We start from the raw sequence: 16,855 nt of genomic DNA, 5'->3' as shown, positions 1-16,855 counted from the left end.
TCTCCGACATCATTTTCAAGTCTCAAGGGGGATAGACATGACATCTTCGACCGTCGCCAGAGTAGCACTTCTTGCCAGCACCGTTGCTTTCGCAGCCAGTGCGGCCAATGCGGCTGAACTGAACATCTACACGACACGCGAACCGGCCCTGATCCAGCCGCTGCTCGAAGCCTTCACCAAGGACAGCGGCGTGAAGGTCAACACCGTGTTCCTGAAGGACGGTCTGGCCGAGCGCGTCTTGAGCGAAGGTGCGAGCTCCCCTGCGGACGTGCTGATGACGGTCGATGCCGGCAATCTGGTTGATCTGGTCGAAAAGGGCGTAACCCAGCCGGTCGAATCCGAGGTGCTGACCAAGGCTATTCCCGCTGAACTGCGCGATGCCAAGGGCAACTGGTTTGCGCTGTCCATGCGCGCACGCGTTCTTTACGCTGCCAAGGATGTCGATCTGTCTTCCTTCAATTATGAAGACCTCGCTGACGCCAAGTGGAAGGGCAAGGTTTGCATTCGCTCTGGCCAGCATCCTTACAACACGGCACTCTTTGCAGATTACATCGCCCACCACGGCGCGGAAGCAACCGAAAAGTGGCTGGCTGGCGTGAAGGACAATCTGGCCCGCAAGGCTGGCGGCGGCGACCGTGATGTGGCCAAGGACATCCTCGGTGGCATTTGCGATATCGGTATCGCCAATTCCTATTATGTCGGCCTGATGCGCTCCGGCAAGGGCGGCGAAGAGCAGGTCAAGTGGGGCGAAGCCATCAAGGTCATCTTGCCGACCTTCAAGGATGGCGGCACGCAGGTCAACGTGTCAGGTGCAGCCGTTGCCAAGAACGCACCGAACAAGGCCGAAGCCGTCAAGCTTCTCGAATATCTGGCTTCCGACGAAGCCCAGAAGATCTACGCGGAAGCCAACTACGAATACCCCGTCAACAAGGGCGCTGCCGTCGACAAGATCGTTGCCTCCTTCGGCGAACTGAAGATCGACAACAAGCCGCTCACGGAAATCGTGTCGCACCGCAAGGAAGCCAGCCAGCTGGTGGATAAGGTCGGCTTCGACAACTAAGGGCTACAGTTCCTGGCCGCGCTTGCCACGGCCCCTCCGTCATTCTCTGTAACGGAGCAGGTTTGGTGAGGTGATTAGATCCTCGGGACAAGCCCGAGGATGACGCGGAGTCAAATGTAGCCGTCTGCACAAACAGGCGCCCGTTTCACGCGGGCGCCTTGCCTGTTTCAAGCAACCTCGTATTCCGCGCGGCAAAACCTCAAGATCAGCATGCACGCCACCACCAGCACAGCCATTCCTTCCAAACCCAGACTGCGGATCAACTCCGCATTCTGGTGGCTGTTGGCATCGTGCGTCGTCGCCGCGCTCGCCATGTTGCCGGTTCTGGCGCTGCTGTCGGAAGCGATCAAGGGCTCGACAGGGCTGTGGCAGCATCTGCGCGAAACGGTGCTGGCAACCGCACTTCCGGAAACGCTGATACTTTTGCTCGGCGTCGGTCTGCTTGCCGGGTTTGTTGGCACGGCCAGCGCGTGGCTCGTCAGCGCCTATGATTTTCGTGGGCGAAGGCTGCTGGAATGGGCGTTGCTGCTGCCGCTCGCCATGCCGACCTATATCGTCGCCTATGCCTATCTCGATATTCTGCATCCGCTCGGGCCGGTGCAGGGCGTGGTGCGCTGGGTGCTGGGATATTCAAGTCCGCGCGAATTTCGCCTGCCCGATATCCGCTCGATGACGGGCTGCATCATTCTGCTTGGCTTCGTGCTCTATCCCTACGTCTATATCCCTGTCAGGGCGATGTTTCTGACGCAGGCCGGAAATCTGCTGGATGCCGCGCGCATGCTTGGAACCTCGCGACACGCGCTGTTCTTCCGCGTTGCCGTGCCGCTTGCCCGTCCGGCCATCGCGGTGGGTGTCAGCCTGGCACTGATGGAGGCGCTCAACGATATCGGCGCATCGGAATTTCTGGGCGTGCGCACGCTGACGGTATCGATCTATACGACATGGATCACGAAATCGGACCTGCCGGGAGCAGCCCAGATTGCGCTCTGCATGCTGCTTCTCGTTGTCGCCCTTGTTGCGGTGGAGCGTTGGGCGCGGCGCAGGCAACGCTATTCCACCTCGGCGCAGAAAAGCACGGTTCTTGCACCCGCACGCCTTAACGGCCTGCGCGGTATTCTGGCGTTCAGTCTCGGCAGTCTGCCGATCCTGATCGGCTTTGTGGCTCCGGCCATCTATCTCGTCGTCGAAGCCTGGAAACGTTTCCAGTTCAGCGGCCTTTCCTCGCGCTTTGCAGCGGAGACGTTCAATACCGTCCTGTTCGCGGGTACGGCCACGCTGGTCACGGTCGGGGCGGGGCTGGTGGTGGCCTATGCCATGCGGCTTTCCCCGGGCAAGACCTCGCTCTGGTCGTTCCGGCTGGCAACCGTCGGCTACGCCGCGCCGGGCACCGTCATCGCCATTGGTGTGCTGATCGCACTTGGCGGGTTTGACCGGTTTCTGGATGCCACGATGCAGCAATGGTTCGGACTTTCCACCGGGCTTCTGCTCATCGGCAGCGGAACGGCCCTGATCTTTGCCTATACCGCCCGGTTCCTCACCATTGCGGGCGGTGGCATCGATGCCGGGCTCAGCCGTATTCCGCTTTCTTTCGATCAAGCATCGCGAACGCTGGGACGAACATCCACGGCAACCTTCAGCGCCGTTCATCTGCCCTTGTCCAAGGCGGCCATGGCCGCTGCCGCGCTGCTTGTCTTTGTCGATTGCGTCAAGGAACTGCCAGCAACGCTGCTGCTGCGCCCCTTGAACTTCGAAACATTCGCCACGCATCTTTACGGTGAAGCCGCCCGAGGGACCTATGAGGAAGCCTCGATCGCGGCGCTTGCCATCGTAGTCATCGGCATACTGCCCGTCATCCTGCTGGCTCGCATCGGTCGTCTGCGCACGTGATGCTGGGCGGGTGGTGAGGCAGACAGGTCGGAACGATTTTGCCGCCTTGGGGTTTACAAGCCATAACGCATGCAAGCCCAAGGAGGAAACGTTATGGTACATCATGAACCCCGCGCCGGTCAGGACCCCTACGTCAAGGACACGCCGAGCTTCATCGCCAGCGACAAGGTCGAAGGCACCAGCGTTTACGGAGCCGACAGCAAGAAGATCGGCTCGATCCAGCGAATCATTTTGGAGAAACGGGGCGGGCGCGTCGCTTATGCCGTTCTGAGCTTCGGAGGCTTCCTCGGCATCGGTGACGACTACTATCCCCTGCCATGGGAAAAGCTGCATTACGACGAAGAGTTGGATGGCTACCGTATCGATCTGACAAAAGAGCAGATCGAAAACGGCCCGCGTTTTGCCAACAAAGACGATGAGAGCCTATTTGGCCGGGATGACCGAAAAGTCTACGACTACTACGGCGTCCCGCCCTATTGGATGTAATAAAGCATAAAGAGATGGCCCCGATCGGGGCCATTTTCTTTCGCGCATCATCTTGAAAGTTCAAATGAAAAAGCGGGCTAATGAGCCCGCTGACGCTTTGCTTCCGAGACTGCATCTTCGAAGCACTTGCGTGCTTCTTCAGGCGTTTTGCGCCCGTCAAGTGCAGCGCGGCACGCGCTCCGTGCACGAACAAAATTCAGCCCGCGCGTATGCGGCCAGTTTTCGGTCAGAAGTGCCAGCGCGTCGAACGGGCCGGCTATGATGTCTTTTGTCGTTTTGTCGAAATTCACTTCGACAGGCTCTGTCCATATAGTTTGCTTCATCGGACGCCTCCCTAACAGCCCATGTCAACGAGCAAAAAGTCGACATGGTTCCCGTTAAAAAGAATATTTCCAATGTCGCAGATTTACAACTGTAAAGTTGTGGCTCAGCGGAAGCCGAAGAACGACAGAATGGCGAGGACGATGACGACGAGGCCGACGATATAGATGATCTGGTTCATGGATAATCTCCGCTTTGTAATATCGAACAGAACGGATGACCGTCCATGCAGCGTTCGATGCTGAAACATTTGACACTCACCGTAACGTGAGCGGCTGCGTGAGGTTCCATGAATATAAGAATTTCATTGTGCGCGAGCAGATTGCGCCCTCATCATGGTCTGCCGAGAGCGCGATCTCCATGCCTATGACTTGGCAAGTTTGAACTGCACCACGTCAATGCGATCGGTGCGGAAACCGGCGGCGCAGTAATGCAGGTAATATTGCCACATCCGGCGGAAACGCTCATCGAAACCAAGCGGCTCGATGCGGTGCCAGTTGGCCATGAACGTCCGATCCCATGCCATCAGTGTCCGGTCGTAGTCCTTGCCGAAGCGCAACATGTCTGGCACGGCGAAGCCCTGTTCGGCGGCGGCGTCGCGAAAGGCGCTGATCGTGGGTAGCATTCCACCGGGGAAAATGTAGGTCTGGATGAAATCGGCGTTGCGGCGATACTCGTCGAAGCGGCTTTCATCGATGGTGATGACCTGCACCATGGCCTCGCCGCCATCGGCCAGAAGCTCGTTGAGCCGCTGGAAATAGACCGGCCAGTTTTCTTCACCCACAGCTTCGAACATCTCGATGGAAACGATCTTTGAGTATTGGCCCCGGCAATCGCGGTAATCTTCCAGCCTGATGTCGGCACGCTCGGAGAGCCCCGCTTTTGCAAGGCGTTTTCTGGCGAAGTCAGCCTGTTCGGTTGAAAGCGTCAGCCCGGTGACCCGGCATCCGGTCTTGGCGATGGCGTATTCGGCAAATCCGCCCCAGCCGCAGCCGACTTCCAGCACATGGTCGTCGGGTCCGATCTGAAGCTGTTCGACGATCCGGTCGTATTTGGCGTTTTGCGCGTCGGCCAGGCTCTGCCCCGGCTTTTCGAACAGCGCAGAAGAATAGGTCATCGTTTCATCCAGCCATGTGGAATAGAAACGGTTGCCCAGATCGTAATGGAAGGAAATATTGCGGCGGCTGCCGGATTTGGAGTTGCGGCGTAGCCGGTGACGCAGATAGGCAAAGGCCGAGACCAAGCGTGCGGGCTCGGAAACCGACACCCAATCCTGCTCATTGGCAATCGCCACTTCCAGAAGGGTGGCAATGTCTGGGGTATCCCAATCGCCGTCCATGTAGGCCTGTGCAAAGCCAAGACTTCCACCCATGATCAGGCGACGAACCACGCGACCGCGATTGAGTGAGATGACCGCGTGCGGACCGGGTTCCCGACCACTGACGACATATTCATAGCCGCCCGGGAAGAGCACCGTCAGGCGTCCCTGCGTCATGTTTTTCAGGCGGCGGCAGATCATCCGCTGCCAAAGAGGCGCATGTTCCATGAGAAAGGGGATGGTCTCCTGTTCAGCGTGGCTCATCTTTCATTCCTCCCAATGGTGCCGCTGCTACGGGGCTTTCGCCGGTGATGGTGCTGGCGATGCGATTGCGTGCAGCCTTGTGTCGATAGACCGGATTGCCTTTGGCCCAGAGCAGAAGCGCCTCCCAGTGGATCGCTCCCATGATCTTCAGTGTCATCAGCGGATACAGGAAAAGCGCGCGCAGCAGCGCTCCGTCGCTCAACGGGCGGCGCTTTCCCGAAAAGGAAGCAAACAGCAACTCGCCATCTCGATCACGTTCGTTGATGGCGATCAGGACCTTGTCATCGGGGGGCTGGATGCGGAAATCATAGGTGCATTCCATCGGCACGAAGGGCGAGACATACATTTCTTTGGCACAGGAATGTCGCACGGTCCCGGGCGTGTCGGACGCTGTCGGAATGACGTAGGTGTGGCGCTCATGGAAGGTGTTTCGAACTTCGTAGAGAATAGCGACCAGCCTGCCGTCCTGCCTGTCGTGGCAGAAATAAACGGTCAGCGGATTGAAGACGTAACCGAAGATGCGCGGATAGCAGAGCATGTCGACCCGCAAGGCATCGCGGTCAAGCGTCATGCCTGCCTCGGTCAGGTGCCGGACGACCCAGTCCTTCAGGCCACCCGTTTCGCCGACCCCGTGATCCCTGTCGTGAAGGCTGAAAAGTGCACCGCGATTGTGACCGAACAGTCGCAGGCAACTGTCGAGCAGCGGGAGTTCGTCGAGATCGATCAGCAGCGAAAAGACGCGGTAGCGCATCGTGTGGGCATGCGGGCGATGGCGCGCATGCACGACGTGTCCGGCATAGATGGCGGAGCGAAACGTCATGGCGCCATAACCCTTTCCGTCGTTACGAAAATGCGCCCGGATTCGTTTTCGACACTCCAGGGCCGCTTGACGCCGCCCAAGGCTTCCGCAACAGCCAGCCCGGACTGAAGGCCATCCTCGTGAAAGCCGCTACCGAAATGCGCGCCGCAGAACCAGGTGTTCCGGCGTCCCTGCAAATTCCAAAGGAGTTTCTGAGCCTCAAGGGCCTTCGCGTCGAATAGAGGATGAGCGTAATCGAACGTCCGGATCAGCTTTGCCGGATCGATCGGCCGGGAGGGGTTGAGCGTCACGAACAGTGGCGTCGCGTCATCGATGTTCTGGAGACGGTTCATCCAGTAGGTCACGCAAAGCTGCTCAGCGCCGGTCGCGTTGGGCTCGCTGAGATAGTTCCAGCTGGACCAGACATTGCGCCGCGCAGGCATCAGCGTTTCGTCCGAATGCAGGACGGCGGCGTTGCGGGTATAGTCGAATGCACCAAGAATGGAGCGCTCGTCCGTATCCGCATCTGCAAGCAGTGCAAGTGCCTGGTCGGCGTGAGTTGCAATCACGACATCATCGAAAATCGACATCTGGCCGGACCGGTCAAGGAGCTTGACGCCATCGTCGTCACGTCGCACCGCTGCAATCTGGCTGTTGAGGACGATATTGCCTTTAAAATCAGACCTGATGCGGGCGACATATTCCCGGCTGCCGCCCTTCACCGTGCGCCACTGGGGCCGGTCTGACAGTTGCACAAGACCATGATTGACGAAGAACCGTATAAACGCCTGAAGAGGGTAGGCACGCATATCTGCAGCAGTGGTCGACCAGATTGCAGCCCCCATGGGCAGCAGATGATCGTCGATGAAGCTTGCCGAATAACCGTTCCTGTCGAGATACTCGCCAAGGCTCATGCTCTCCAGCGTGCTGTCGGCAAGAAGTGAGGGAGCCTGCTTGTAGAACCGCAGCACATCGCGCACCATTGTCCAGAAGCGTGGACGCAGCAGATTGGACGTCTGTCCAAAGAGGCCCGCAAGACCGGAGCCGGAATATTCCAGCCTGCCACCATTGAGCGACGCGGCAAACGACATGTCCGAGGCATCCGTTTTCACATCCAGATGTTTGAAAAGCGCGACGAGGTTCGGATAATTGCGTTCGTTGTAGACGATAAATCCGGTATCCACGGCGATCGTATCCTTACCAGGCAGATCGACGGAAACGGTATTTGCATGGCCTCCCAGCCGGCTGTCCGTTTCGAACAGCGTCACATCCGCCGATTTATCCAGCAGCCACGCTGCGGAAAGGCCGGAAATACCCGAACCGATGACGGCGATCCGCCGGCGGTGAGATCGGTTGGAGTTGTCTGTCTGAAAGTCCATGACGCCGGGTTCCGCATTTATCATGTCAGCCAATACGCATGAAGCGGGCGAATGGATTGCTTGCCGCGCATTTTTTTCTTGTGGGTGATCCGTTTCATTGCCGTTGGCGTAATCGCTTTCATGACAATAAACGTTTCCATAAAAGGCCCTGCGTGCCACTATATAAGCAGCACCCGGACAAAGCCGTTGGTGGGCAAGTCGCATGGAAGCGGAGTGAAGCCGATCCGCATGAACGAGACCGTCAAAAACGAAATCGAAAGCCAATGTCCCACGCTCATCCAGGCCGTGGCGAGCGAGCGCAGCGTCGAAGCTTTCGAGGTGCTCTTTCGGTACTACGGCCCCCGTGTGCGGATCTATATGTTACGGCAGGTGCGTGATGCGCAGGCCGCTGAGGAACTGATGCAGGAAACCATGATGACGGTCTGGAACAAGGCCGCCCTCTTCGATCCGGCGCGGGGCAATGTCTCCGCCTGGATATTCAGGATTGCCCGAAATTTGAGAATCGATGCGCACCGCAAGGACAAGCGCCCGGAATTCGATATCAACGACCCCGCCTTCGTGAAAGACGATGCGCCCGCTGCCGATACGCAGATGGAAGAGGTTCAGGATGCCGAACGTCTGCATCGCGCGCTTGCCGAATTGCCGCAGGAACAGCGCGATTTGCTGAAGCGCTCCTTTTTCGACGAGGTTTCGCACAGTGCCATCGCTCAACAACTCGGCTTGCCCATCGGCACGGTAAAATCACGTATTCGTCTGGCATTCGCCAAACTGCGCGCGGCGCTGGAGGCACGCACATGAGTGTACGCCACAAGGTCAGCGACGAATTGCTGCTGGATTATGCTTCGGGAAGTCTCGGCGAAAGCTGGAGCCTCGCCGTTTCGACCCACTTGGCGCTGTGTCCCGAAAGCCGTCAGAGGCTGGTCGCGCTGGAAATGACGGGTGGTGCGCTTCTGGACGAACTGACCCCAACCCAGCCCGTATCCGATACGGACTGGCAGAATATGCGTGAGCTGCTGCAGACAAGGCCTGATGTGGTCCATGCGAAGCAGACATCACAATCCATCGAAACGGCCGTGTTGCCCGAACCCTTGCGGTCTTACGCCGGTGGCGATGTCGATGTGCTGAAATGGAAACAACTCGGCCCCGGCGCTTATCACTTCCCCATCCGCACACGCGATGGCGAGGCGAATGTGCGGCTGCTGCGTATCCCTGCTGGAAAGCCGGTGCCGGAGCATACCCATGGCGGGCGCGAACTGACCGTCGTTCTCTCCGGCTACTTCAAGGACGGCGACGATGTCTTCCGTCGCGGTGATTTCGAAGAGGCCGACGAGGATTTGACCCACCAGCCGATTGCCGGTGAGGGCGAAGACTGCATATGCCTTGCCGTGACCGACGCGCCGTTGAAATTCAAGAGCTGGCTGGTTCGGCTGGTACAGCCGGTTCTCGGCATTTAAGGAGACTGGACGATGGACTATCTCGTCGCCTATATCGGTACGGCCATCGTCTTTTTTGGTCTGGATTTCATTTGGCTGTCGAAGTCAACGAGCTTTTACAAGCGCGAGATTGGCCCTCTGCTTTTGCCGAAACCCAATTTCTTTGCTGCCGGTATCTTCTACCTTTTTTACATTGCAGGCATCGTCTATTTCGCCGTCGTCCCGGCTATCGACGGTGGCGGATGGAGCAAGGCGCTCACTGCGGGCGCAATTCTCGGCGGTTTCGCCTACGGCACCTATGACATGACCAATCTGTCCACCTTGAAGGGCTGGTCATGGCGTTTGTGCGTGGCCGATATCCTTTGGGGAACCTTCCTGACGGGCCTTGCTGCCGTTGGCGGTTTCTGGCTGGTTCAGGCCATCGCGTAATCCGCTTCCACGATCTTCCGCCATCTATCATAATGGTCCGAGAGACCGTGAAGCGCCTTGACGGCGTGATAGGATTGGCGGGGCGCATGGCGGGTGGCAAGCAGTGCTGCACCTAGAGCTGTGCCAGACGGGCTGTTGCTATCGGTCACCAGCACATCGGATCCTGAAATCGCTGCCAGCGCCTGCGTGTAAATGCCATTGCTGCCGAACGGACCTTCCACGATGGTCGTCTTGGCATTGCCAACCAGCCCGAGACAGGACGCCGTCATCATCGCCGCATAGAGACTGGCCGCAACATAGCGTTCTGTGTCGTTACGTGGTTCGTGCAGCCAGTGGCCTTCGCGGCCTGGGTAGGGGCCGGAACCATCAACGGCATTGGGAAGATAGACAATGTCATCCGCCAGCACACGCTCCAGAGCTCTCTCAAGCTCAGCCTCACTGGGCGGTGTGATGCCCGCCGTCAACATCTCGAATTCCCGCCCACCCATGAAGCGGGAAGAGGGAACGGGCTTTCCAAAGGCATCGACATTGACCAGCGTGTCGCGTGCCGGGTCAAGCTTCTCCAGCGAAGCGCCGACGCCGAAGCAGATGACCCATGTTCCCGTGGAAACCACCGAGAACGGACGTTCGCGAACCATCAGATGTGGCAGTAGCGACGCGTTGGAATCGTGCAGCCCGCAATAGACCGGCATGTCGCCATCAATGCCAATTTTTCCTGCGATCTCAGGCAAAACTGTTCCAAGCGTATCAAAAGCAGACCGCACTGGTGAAAGCAGATTGACGATGCCGAGCGTCTGCGGCAGGCTCGAAAACGTTGACTTGCCGGGTTGCCAGAGATCGGTGTGGCAGCCCAGCGATGTCGCCTCATTGGCCTTCACGCCTGTCAATCGATAGGCCCAATATTGCGGATAGGTCAGGATGTCAGTGACATCAGCGAAGGCGTCGGGAAACGTCGTCTTCTGGTAATGCAGTTGCGCCCCGACATTTAGCCCCATGGGTAGAGCAGGCGAAAAGGTCTCAGCAAAGGCTGGGCGCAGAGCGGCATAGGCTTTTTGAACCTCATCGTGATAGCTGTGTTCGTAATCCAGAACCGGCAGTGCCAGATCGCCCTTGCTATTCAGCAGAGCGGCACTTGCCCCATGTGTGGTGATCGAAATGGCTTGATATCCAGGCCGCTCCCGAAACGCCGCCAGCCCCTCGATGATAAAGCCCCACAGCGTCTCGATATCATAATGCGGGTAGGGCGGAGCGCTCAGAACCCTGTTGGCGATCTTGCGAGAGGCGATTTCCTCGCCGCTCTCGCCACCGACCACGATCAGCTTGGCGTGCGTCTTGCCGATATCGATGACGGCGACATTCTCGATGGTCATGGCAGGTGAAACAGCGTCACGAGGTCGGTCGCAACAGGGGAGTTATCCTGATGGCTCTCCATGATGTCGGCCATATGCGCCCACCAGCGTTTCATTACCGGATGGTCGGGTAGTGCGGCCATGCCGTGGTTCTTCGGGCGGGTCAGCACGCCGAAGAGGATGTTGGTTTCAGGGTCGAGGTGAATGGAATAATCGCTGACGCCCGCCTCGTGCAGCAATGTGACCAGCTCCGGCCAGATTTCGTCGTGGCGTTTCCGGTACTCGTCCTCCATGCCCGGAAAGAGCTTCATCTTGAAGGCGTGTTTTTCGAGTTCTGTCACGGTCTACCTCATGGCCCGCAGGCGGCGCACGACGATGGGAATGGCAATGGTGATGATCAAAAGCAGCCCGACGAAAATCGACATGACGATGCCGGGAACGTTCAAAAGGCCGAGCCCGAAGGTGACGAGGCCCATGACGAAAGCCGCAATCACCACGCCGCCAATGGTGCCGGAACCGCCCAGAATGGAGACACCGCCCAGCACCACCATCGTCACCACTTCCAGCTCCCAGCCTTGCGCGATGGAGGGGCGGGTGGAGCCGAGGCGCGAGGTGAGGCAGACGGCAGCGATGCCACTCATCAGACCGGTCAGCAGGAACAGGATGAACTTCACCCGCTCCACCGGAATGCCGGAAAAGCGTGCGGCAAAGGGATTGGTGCCGATGACGAAGACCTGACGGCCGAAATTCGTGGCGTGCAGCAGAATGGCGAAGATGACGGCCATGATCACGAACAGCACAAATTCGAAGGATATGACCCAGAACACGTAGCCCTGTCCGAAATAGGCGAAGCTTTCTGGATATTTGCCAAAAGCCTGATCGCCCAGCACCAGATAGGAAATGCCGCGAAACAGGCTCATCGTGCCGATGGTGACGACGATGGAGGGCAGCTTGAGCCCTGCCACCAGAAATCCGTTAAAGGCCCCGCAGACAAGGCCGGTGCCGATGCCGATGGCTACAAGCCCGGGCGTGCCGACGCCCATCTGCACCGCATACCCCATGGCGGTGGAAGCGAGCGCGATGATGGCGGCGACCGAAAGATCGATTTCACCGGCGATGATGAGCAGCGCCATGGCGAATGCGATCAGCGCTTTTTCGGTAAAATTGAAGGTGGCGTCCGAGAGGTTATAGGCATCGAGGAAATAGGGCGACGCGAAGGAGTTGACGATGAAGATCAGGATCGCAACGCCTAGCAGCAATACTTCCCAACTGGCCATGATGCGCTTGAACGGCGTGCCGAGCTTGTCTGGAATGATGCGGGTTTCGGGTGCAGTCGCGCTCATGCCGAAGCCTCCTTGGTGATTTCGGTCTTGGCCCTGTCACGCAAAATGATGCGGCCCTTCTTGGCCTCGGCACGGGCGTTGAAGACCACGGCCAGCACGATAACGACACCTGAAATCGCCATCTGCGCGAAGGGTGAAATGCCGATGACGGGCAGCGCATTCTTGATAACGCCGAGAAACAGCGCGCCCAGCACCGCTCCGGCAACCGAGCCGATGCCGCCGGCAATCGAGATGCCACCGATGACGTTGGCGGCAACGCTGTCCAGTTCAAAGCCCGAGGCGATATCGACATAGGCCACGGCATAGCGCGAAACCCAGAGGTAACTCGCCAGCCCCGCCAGCGCGCCGGACAAGACGAAGGCGAGAAAGCGCGTGCGACCGACATCGATGCCCGCATAGATAGCAGCGCCCGGATTGCCGCCGGAGGCATAGGCGGAGCGTCCGAAGGAGGTGCGTGTCAAAACCAGCCATGCGCCCGCAACGATCAGGATCGCGACCCAGGACAGGACGGGCACTCCCATGACCGGTGCGCGCGGCACGTTGAGGAACGTCGGCGACATCTGGTGCGCGTTGACCCAAGCGCCACCTGAGAGAACAAAGGCCATGCCGCGATAGATGGTCAGCGTTCCCAGCGTAACCACAATGGAGGGCAGGCCGAGCCACCAGACGAGAATGCCGTTGATCGAGCCCAGAAACGCACCGATGACGACTGCCATGGCGGTGAGGAAGGGCAGGGGTATCGAGGGAAAGGCCGCATTGGTCATGGCCACCGCCATGCCGGTAAAGGCGAGATTGGCAGCGACCGAGAGGTCGATGGATTTCGTCAGGATAACCCCCATCTGGCCGAGCGCCAAAATGATCAGGATCGACGTGTCATTGAAGATATTGACGAGATTGGCCGGGCGTTCAAAGCCGGGGGAGCGCAGCGAGAAGCCTGCAATCAACAGGATGATGATGCCTGCCAGCAGCCATTCGCGATTTTTGAGCAGTCTTTTCATGGTGTGGCTCCTCTCACGCATTGCCCGTGGCGGCACGCACCAGCTTTTCGGCTGAAAAATCGGTCCGTTCGAACATGCCCGCCATCAGCCCTTCGCGCATGACGATAGCGCGGTCGGACATGCCGAGAATTTCCGGCAGTTCGGATGAAATCATGATGATCGACAGCCCCTCGGCGGCAAGTTCGCTGATGAAGCCGTGCACGGCAGCTTTAGAGCCGATATCGATGCCCTTGGTCGGCTCATCCAGAATGATGACCTTGGGCTGTGTCGCCAGCCATTTGCCGATGACCACCTTCTGCTGGTTGCCGCCGGAGAGTGTGCCGACGGGCACCGACAAGGCGGCAGCGCGCAGATCCAGCCGCGAGGCATATTTGCGGGCCAGCGCAAACTCATTGGCCGCCGCCAGAAAACCCTTTCGCGATGTGCGTGCCAGCGATGGCAGCGACATGTTCTGATAGATCGGCAAATCCAGCGCCAGCCCATGCCGTCCGCGCTCTTCCGGCACGTAAACGATGCCAGCCCGGATCGCATCTTCGGGCGAGCGTATGGACAGCAGTTCGCCATTCAGTGTGAGGGAGCCGGAAGCGGGACGGGTGATGCCGAAGAGCGACTGGCAAAGCTCCGAACGCCCCGCGCCGATCAGCCCGTAAAGGCCGAGAATCTCACCCTTGCGCAGATCGAATGAAATATCGCGAAACTCGGTGTCGTGGCAGTAACGCTGCACCGAAAGCGTAGTAGCGCCGATATTGACCGCCTGTTTCGGAAAGGCGTCCTTCACATCACGCCCCACCATCAGGCGCACGATTTCGTCCTGCGGCGTCTGCGCCAGATCGCCGGACCCGACCATCTTGCCATCACGAAAAACCGCGTAGCTTTCAGCGATTTCATAGACCTCATCGAATTTGTGGCTGATGAACAGGATGGCCTTGCCCTGCCGCTTCAGGTTTTCCACGATGCGGAAGAGGTCATCGATTTCCTTGCGCGATAGCGCCGCCGTCGGCTCGTCCATGATGACGATGCGGGCCTCGACGGACAGCGCACGCGCAATCGCTACCAGATGCCGCTGCGCAATCGAGAGGTCTTTTAGCCTGATAGTTGGATCGATCTTGCTTTCCAGCCGCTCCAGCAGCGCGCGGGATTTTTCATTGATCGTTTTCCAGTCGATCAGCCCGAAACGGGCCTTCGGTGCGTGGCCGAGGAATATGTTTTCAGCCACCGACAGTTCATCGAACAGCACGGTTTCCTGATGAATGGCGGTGACGCCCGCATCGATGGCATCCTGCGCGCTGTGGAAGGTGACGGGCTGTCCATCCAGCAGGATTTCGCCCTCGTTGGGGCGGTAGATGCCGGTCAGGATTTTGACAAGCGTGGATTTGCCTGCGCCGTTCTCGCCGATGAGGGCGGTGACCTTGCCGGGGTAGAGCGCAATGTTGACGCCATCCAGCGCTTTGACGCCGGGGAATATCTGGCTGATGCCGCGCATTTCGAGAATGGGCGAGGTGTTTGAGGCCTCGGGCGCTTCTGCAATTTTTGTTTCAACACGCATCATCTAATTTCTTTGATTTGTGGGTGGGGCGACCCCCTCTGTCCTGCCGGACATCTCCCCCACAAGGGGGGAGATCGACCTGCGGCAGCCTCTCGGCCATCTCGAACGCTTGCGAAAAAAGTATTGGGTGAGCGCCCAGCCGATCTCCCTCCTTGTGGGGGAGATGCCCGGCAGGGCAGAGGGGGGTCGCCCCACCCTCAACTCCATCACATCAGAAAATCTTAGAAAACTGATCGATGTTCTTCGCGTCGTACACAAACGGATCGGCCATCGCGGCCTCACTGTTCTCACCAACCTTGATCTTGCCCATGCGACCGGCTTCGATCTCGGTGCCCGGCTTGCCATCCGCATCACCCTTTACGAGGTGGTAGGCGATCTGGGTGGCGGAATAGCCGAGGTCGATGGGGTTCCAGATGGCGAATTCCTTGGTGGCGCCGGACTTGATGGCACCGGCCATTTCGGAGGGAAGGCCGAGGCCTGTCACGAAGACCTTTCCGATCTTGCCCGCATCCTTCACCGCCTGCGATGCCGCCAGCACGCCGACCGTTGTCGGTGCAACGATGACCTTCACATTCGGCTGCGATGTGAGCAGGCCCTGTGCTTCGCGGTAACTCTTGTCGGCCAGGTCGTCACCATAAACGGTGGTTACGAGGTTGAGGCCGGGGAAGTCCTTCAGCTGCTTCTTCATCTCGTCGATCCAGATATTCTGGTTCGTGGAGGTGGTGGTGGCAGAGAGGATGGCAAAATCGCCCTTGCCGCCTTCCAAATGGTCGGCTGCCAGCTGCAGGCACATCTTGCCGATCAGCGCGTTGGAGGATGGGTTGAGCTGCAGAATACGGCCTGCCGGTGCGACGCCGCTATCCCATGAGATAACCTTGATGCCGCGCTGTGCAGCCTTCTTCAGGGCTGGCACGACCGCATCCGGGTCGTTGGCGGAAATGGCGATCGCATCGACGCCCTGCGCGATCAGCGAGTTGATGACTTCGATCTGGCCCTCTGCCGTCGTCGTCGTCGGGCCGGTATAGATGATCTCGACGCCGCCGAGGTCCTTGGCGGCTTCCTGCGCACCCTTGTTGGCGGCTTCGAAGAAGCCGTTACCGAGCGATTTGACCACCAGCGCGATCTTGATGTCCTTGGCCTGCGCCATGCCGCCAAATCCGGCAACGCCGATGGCGACGCTGAGCGCCAGTGCCTGGCTGAGTTTTCTGCGTGTCAGTTTCATGTTGGTTCTCCTCCCGATTAAACCTCATTGCCGCCGCGGTGCTCCTCAAGCAACCGAAGCGGAATTCTCCTCGTCCGGTGGTCGCGGCACTTGCGCACCCGCGACCACTCCGGCCACGATCAACGTCACGCCCGCTGCCTCCACCATCCGTGCTGCCTCGTCGGTAATGCCCTCATCGGTAATGATGGTGGAGACATTTTCCAGTGGGCAGAGAATGAGGCTTGAGCGTTTGCGGAATTTGGAGGAGTCGATCATCACGATCAGCTCTTCCGCCTGCCGCATCAATTTCTGTTCGCTCTGAATGACGAGCGCATCCGATTCCATGATGCCGAGCGCGCCGACACCTTGCGCGCCGATGAAGATACGCCGCGCATAAAAATTGCGGATCGCGTCATTTTCAAAAGGCGACAGGATCAGGCTCTGGTCGCGGTAGATCGCGCCGCCGGGCACACTGACATTGCATTTGGAGTGCTTGACCAGATGTTCGGCAATAGCAAAGGAATTGGTCATGACCTGCAAACGGCGAGCAGAAAGATAATGGACCATCTGGAAGGTCGTTGTGCCGCCATTGATGATGATGGCATCGCCCTCTTCGCAGAGATCAACCGCCTTGCGTGCAATTGCGCGTTTCTTATCGATATTGACCGATTCAGACACGCGAAACGGTCTTGCCGCGAGATTTCCAAGCTGTGGCGGATGCACCGCTTCGGCCCCGCCACGCACGCGCCGCAGCTTTCCCTGCACATGCAAAGACGCGATATCCCGGCGGATCGTCGCTTCGGAAGCGTCCGTCAACTCGGCAATATCCTGCACCGTCACCACAGGCTTTTCCTGTATGGCGCTTAGGATAATGCGATGTCGTTCGCTCTCGTGCATGGGGTCCTCCTGAACATCAGTTATTCGTAAAGTTTTTACGTTGTCAATCAAGTTCGATCAAAATAAACAATGCTGCATCGCACAATGAAAATATATGATCGTTTATGATTGACATTGCGCTTTTGATTGCGCGATATCTCCCGTC

18 protein-coding genes are annotated in these 16,855 nt (G+C 58.6%); 6 read left to right on the top strand and 12 right to left on the bottom strand.

What is annotated here, in order from left to right:
• The first annotated feature begins 37 nt into the window (after positions 1-37).
• From ASF29_RS12470 to ASF29_RS12460, 3 genes are all read left to right on the top strand, one after another.
• The gene (locus ASF29_RS12470) at positions 38-1,060 is read left to right on the top strand and encodes a Fe(3+) ABC transporter substrate-binding protein (protein ID WP_062450990.1); all 1,023 of its coding nucleotides are present in this window, start codon (positions 38-40) and stop codon (positions 1,058-1,060) included.
• Between the two features lie 210 nt (positions 1,061-1,270).
• Positions 1,271-2,947: an iron ABC transporter permease gene (locus ASF29_RS12465; RefSeq protein WP_062450989.1), complete on the top strand. Its 1,677-nt coding sequence runs from the start codon at positions 1,271-1,273 to the stop codon at positions 2,945-2,947.
• Positions 2,948-3,040: 93 nt separating this feature from the next.
• Positions 3,041-3,433 (top strand): PRC-barrel domain-containing protein, encoded by a 393-nt coding sequence (locus tag ASF29_RS12460; RefSeq protein WP_062450988.1) that lies wholly within the window; start codon positions 3,041-3,043, stop codon positions 3,431-3,433.
• A 77-nt stretch (positions 3,434-3,510) separates the two neighbouring features.
• Here the strand turns inward: ASF29_RS12460 and ASF29_RS12455 are convergent, their stop codons facing one another.
• From ASF29_RS12455 to ASF29_RS12440, 5 genes are all read right to left on the bottom strand, one after another.
• Complete coding sequence (locus ASF29_RS12455) at positions 3,511-3,756, bottom strand: DUF982 domain-containing protein (protein WP_062450987.1); 246 nt, start codon at positions 3,754-3,756, stop codon at positions 3,511-3,513.
• A gap of 104 nt (positions 3,757-3,860) precedes the next feature.
• Positions 3,861-4,004, bottom strand: coding sequence for a hypothetical protein (locus tag ASF29_RS24400; protein ID WP_156462647.1), 144 nt, complete (start codon positions 4,002-4,004; stop codon positions 3,861-3,863).
• A gap of 114 nt (positions 4,005-4,118) precedes the next feature.
• Entirely contained in the window at positions 4,119-5,336 is a 1,218-nt protein-coding gene (locus ASF29_RS12450) for a cyclopropane-fatty-acyl-phospholipid synthase family protein (protein WP_062450986.1), read from the bottom strand.
• Positions 5,323-6,156, bottom strand: coding sequence for a DUF1365 domain-containing protein (locus tag ASF29_RS12445; protein ID WP_062450985.1), 834 nt, complete (start codon positions 6,154-6,156; stop codon positions 5,323-5,325). The genes ASF29_RS12450 and ASF29_RS12445 overlap by 14 nt, the downstream gene beginning before the upstream one ends.
• Positions 6,153-7,514: an FAD-dependent oxidoreductase gene (locus ASF29_RS12440; protein WP_062451043.1), complete on the bottom strand. Its 1,362-nt coding sequence runs from the start codon at positions 7,512-7,514 to the stop codon at positions 6,153-6,155. The genes ASF29_RS12445 and ASF29_RS12440 overlap by 4 nt, the downstream gene beginning before the upstream one ends.
• Positions 7,515-7,742: 228 nt before the next feature.
• Here ASF29_RS12440 and ASF29_RS12435 point away from each other — a divergent pair, with 228 nt between their 5' ends.
• From ASF29_RS12435 to ASF29_RS12425, 3 genes are read left to right on the top strand one after another with little or no spacing between them, the layout of a single operon-like run.
• On the top strand, positions 7,743-8,312 hold the full coding sequence (locus ASF29_RS12435) for a sigma-70 family RNA polymerase sigma factor (protein ID WP_062451042.1): 570 nt from the start codon (positions 7,743-7,745) through the stop codon (positions 8,310-8,312).
• The gene (locus ASF29_RS12430) at positions 8,309-8,968 is read left to right on the top strand and encodes a ChrR family anti-sigma-E factor (protein ID WP_062450984.1); all 660 of its coding nucleotides are present in this window, start codon (positions 8,309-8,311) and stop codon (positions 8,966-8,968) included. The genes ASF29_RS12435 and ASF29_RS12430 overlap by 4 nt, the downstream gene beginning before the upstream one ends.
• Positions 8,969-8,980: 12 nt before the next feature.
• On the top strand, positions 8,981-9,376 hold the full coding sequence (locus ASF29_RS12425) for a DUF2177 family protein (RefSeq protein ID WP_062450983.1): 396 nt from the start codon (positions 8,981-8,983) through the stop codon (positions 9,374-9,376).
• Here the strand turns inward: ASF29_RS12425 and ASF29_RS12420 are convergent.
• From ASF29_RS12420 to ASF29_RS12390, 7 genes are all read right to left on the bottom strand, one after another.
• The gene (locus tag ASF29_RS12420; protein WP_062450982.1) at positions 9,361-10,746 is read right to left on the bottom strand and encodes an FGGY-family carbohydrate kinase; all 1,386 of its coding nucleotides are present in this window, start codon (positions 10,744-10,746) and stop codon (positions 9,361-9,363) included. The two genes, ASF29_RS12425 and ASF29_RS12420, sit on opposite strands and share 16 nt — an antisense overlap.
• A complete protein-coding gene (gene rhaM, locus ASF29_RS12415) occupies positions 10,743-11,066 on the bottom strand; it encodes an L-rhamnose mutarotase (RefSeq protein WP_062450981.1) in 324 nt (107 codons plus the stop codon). The genes ASF29_RS12420 and rhaM overlap by 4 nt, the downstream gene beginning before the upstream one ends.
• 3 nt (positions 11,067-11,069) lie before the next feature.
• Positions 11,070-12,068 carry an ABC transporter permease gene (locus ASF29_RS12410; RefSeq protein WP_062450980.1) on the bottom strand — a complete coding sequence of 333 codons (999 nt, stop codon included), beginning with the start codon at positions 12,066-12,068 and terminating at the stop codon, positions 11,070-11,072.
• Positions 12,065-13,066 (bottom strand): ABC transporter permease, encoded by a 1,002-nt coding sequence (locus ASF29_RS12405; RefSeq protein ID WP_062450979.1) that lies wholly within the window; start codon positions 13,064-13,066, stop codon positions 12,065-12,067. The genes ASF29_RS12410 and ASF29_RS12405 overlap by 4 nt, the downstream gene beginning before the upstream one ends.
• Before the next feature lie 13 nt (positions 13,067-13,079).
• Positions 13,080-14,615 (bottom strand): sugar ABC transporter ATP-binding protein, encoded by a 1,536-nt coding sequence (locus tag ASF29_RS12400; protein WP_062450978.1) that lies wholly within the window; start codon positions 14,613-14,615, stop codon positions 13,080-13,082.
• A gap of 208 nt (positions 14,616-14,823) precedes the next feature.
• On the bottom strand, positions 14,824-15,834 hold the full coding sequence (rhaS, locus tag ASF29_RS12395; protein ID WP_062450977.1) for a rhamnose ABC transporter substrate-binding protein: 1,011 nt from the start codon (positions 15,832-15,834) through the stop codon (positions 14,824-14,826).
• 45 nt (positions 15,835-15,879) lie between these two features.
• Complete coding sequence (locus tag ASF29_RS12390; protein WP_062450976.1) at positions 15,880-16,710, bottom strand: DeoR/GlpR family DNA-binding transcription regulator; 831 nt, start codon at positions 16,708-16,710, stop codon at positions 15,880-15,882.
• Positions 16,711-16,855 lie beyond the last annotated feature (145 nt).

This window comes from Rhizobium sp. Leaf262 (genome assembly GCF_001422245.1).
Classification (GTDB): Bacteria; Pseudomonadota; Alphaproteobacteria; order Rhizobiales; family Rhizobiaceae; genus Agrobacterium.
Note: the sequence above shows the minus strand (reverse complement) of the source record. Positions and strands in the feature narration are given on the sequence as shown.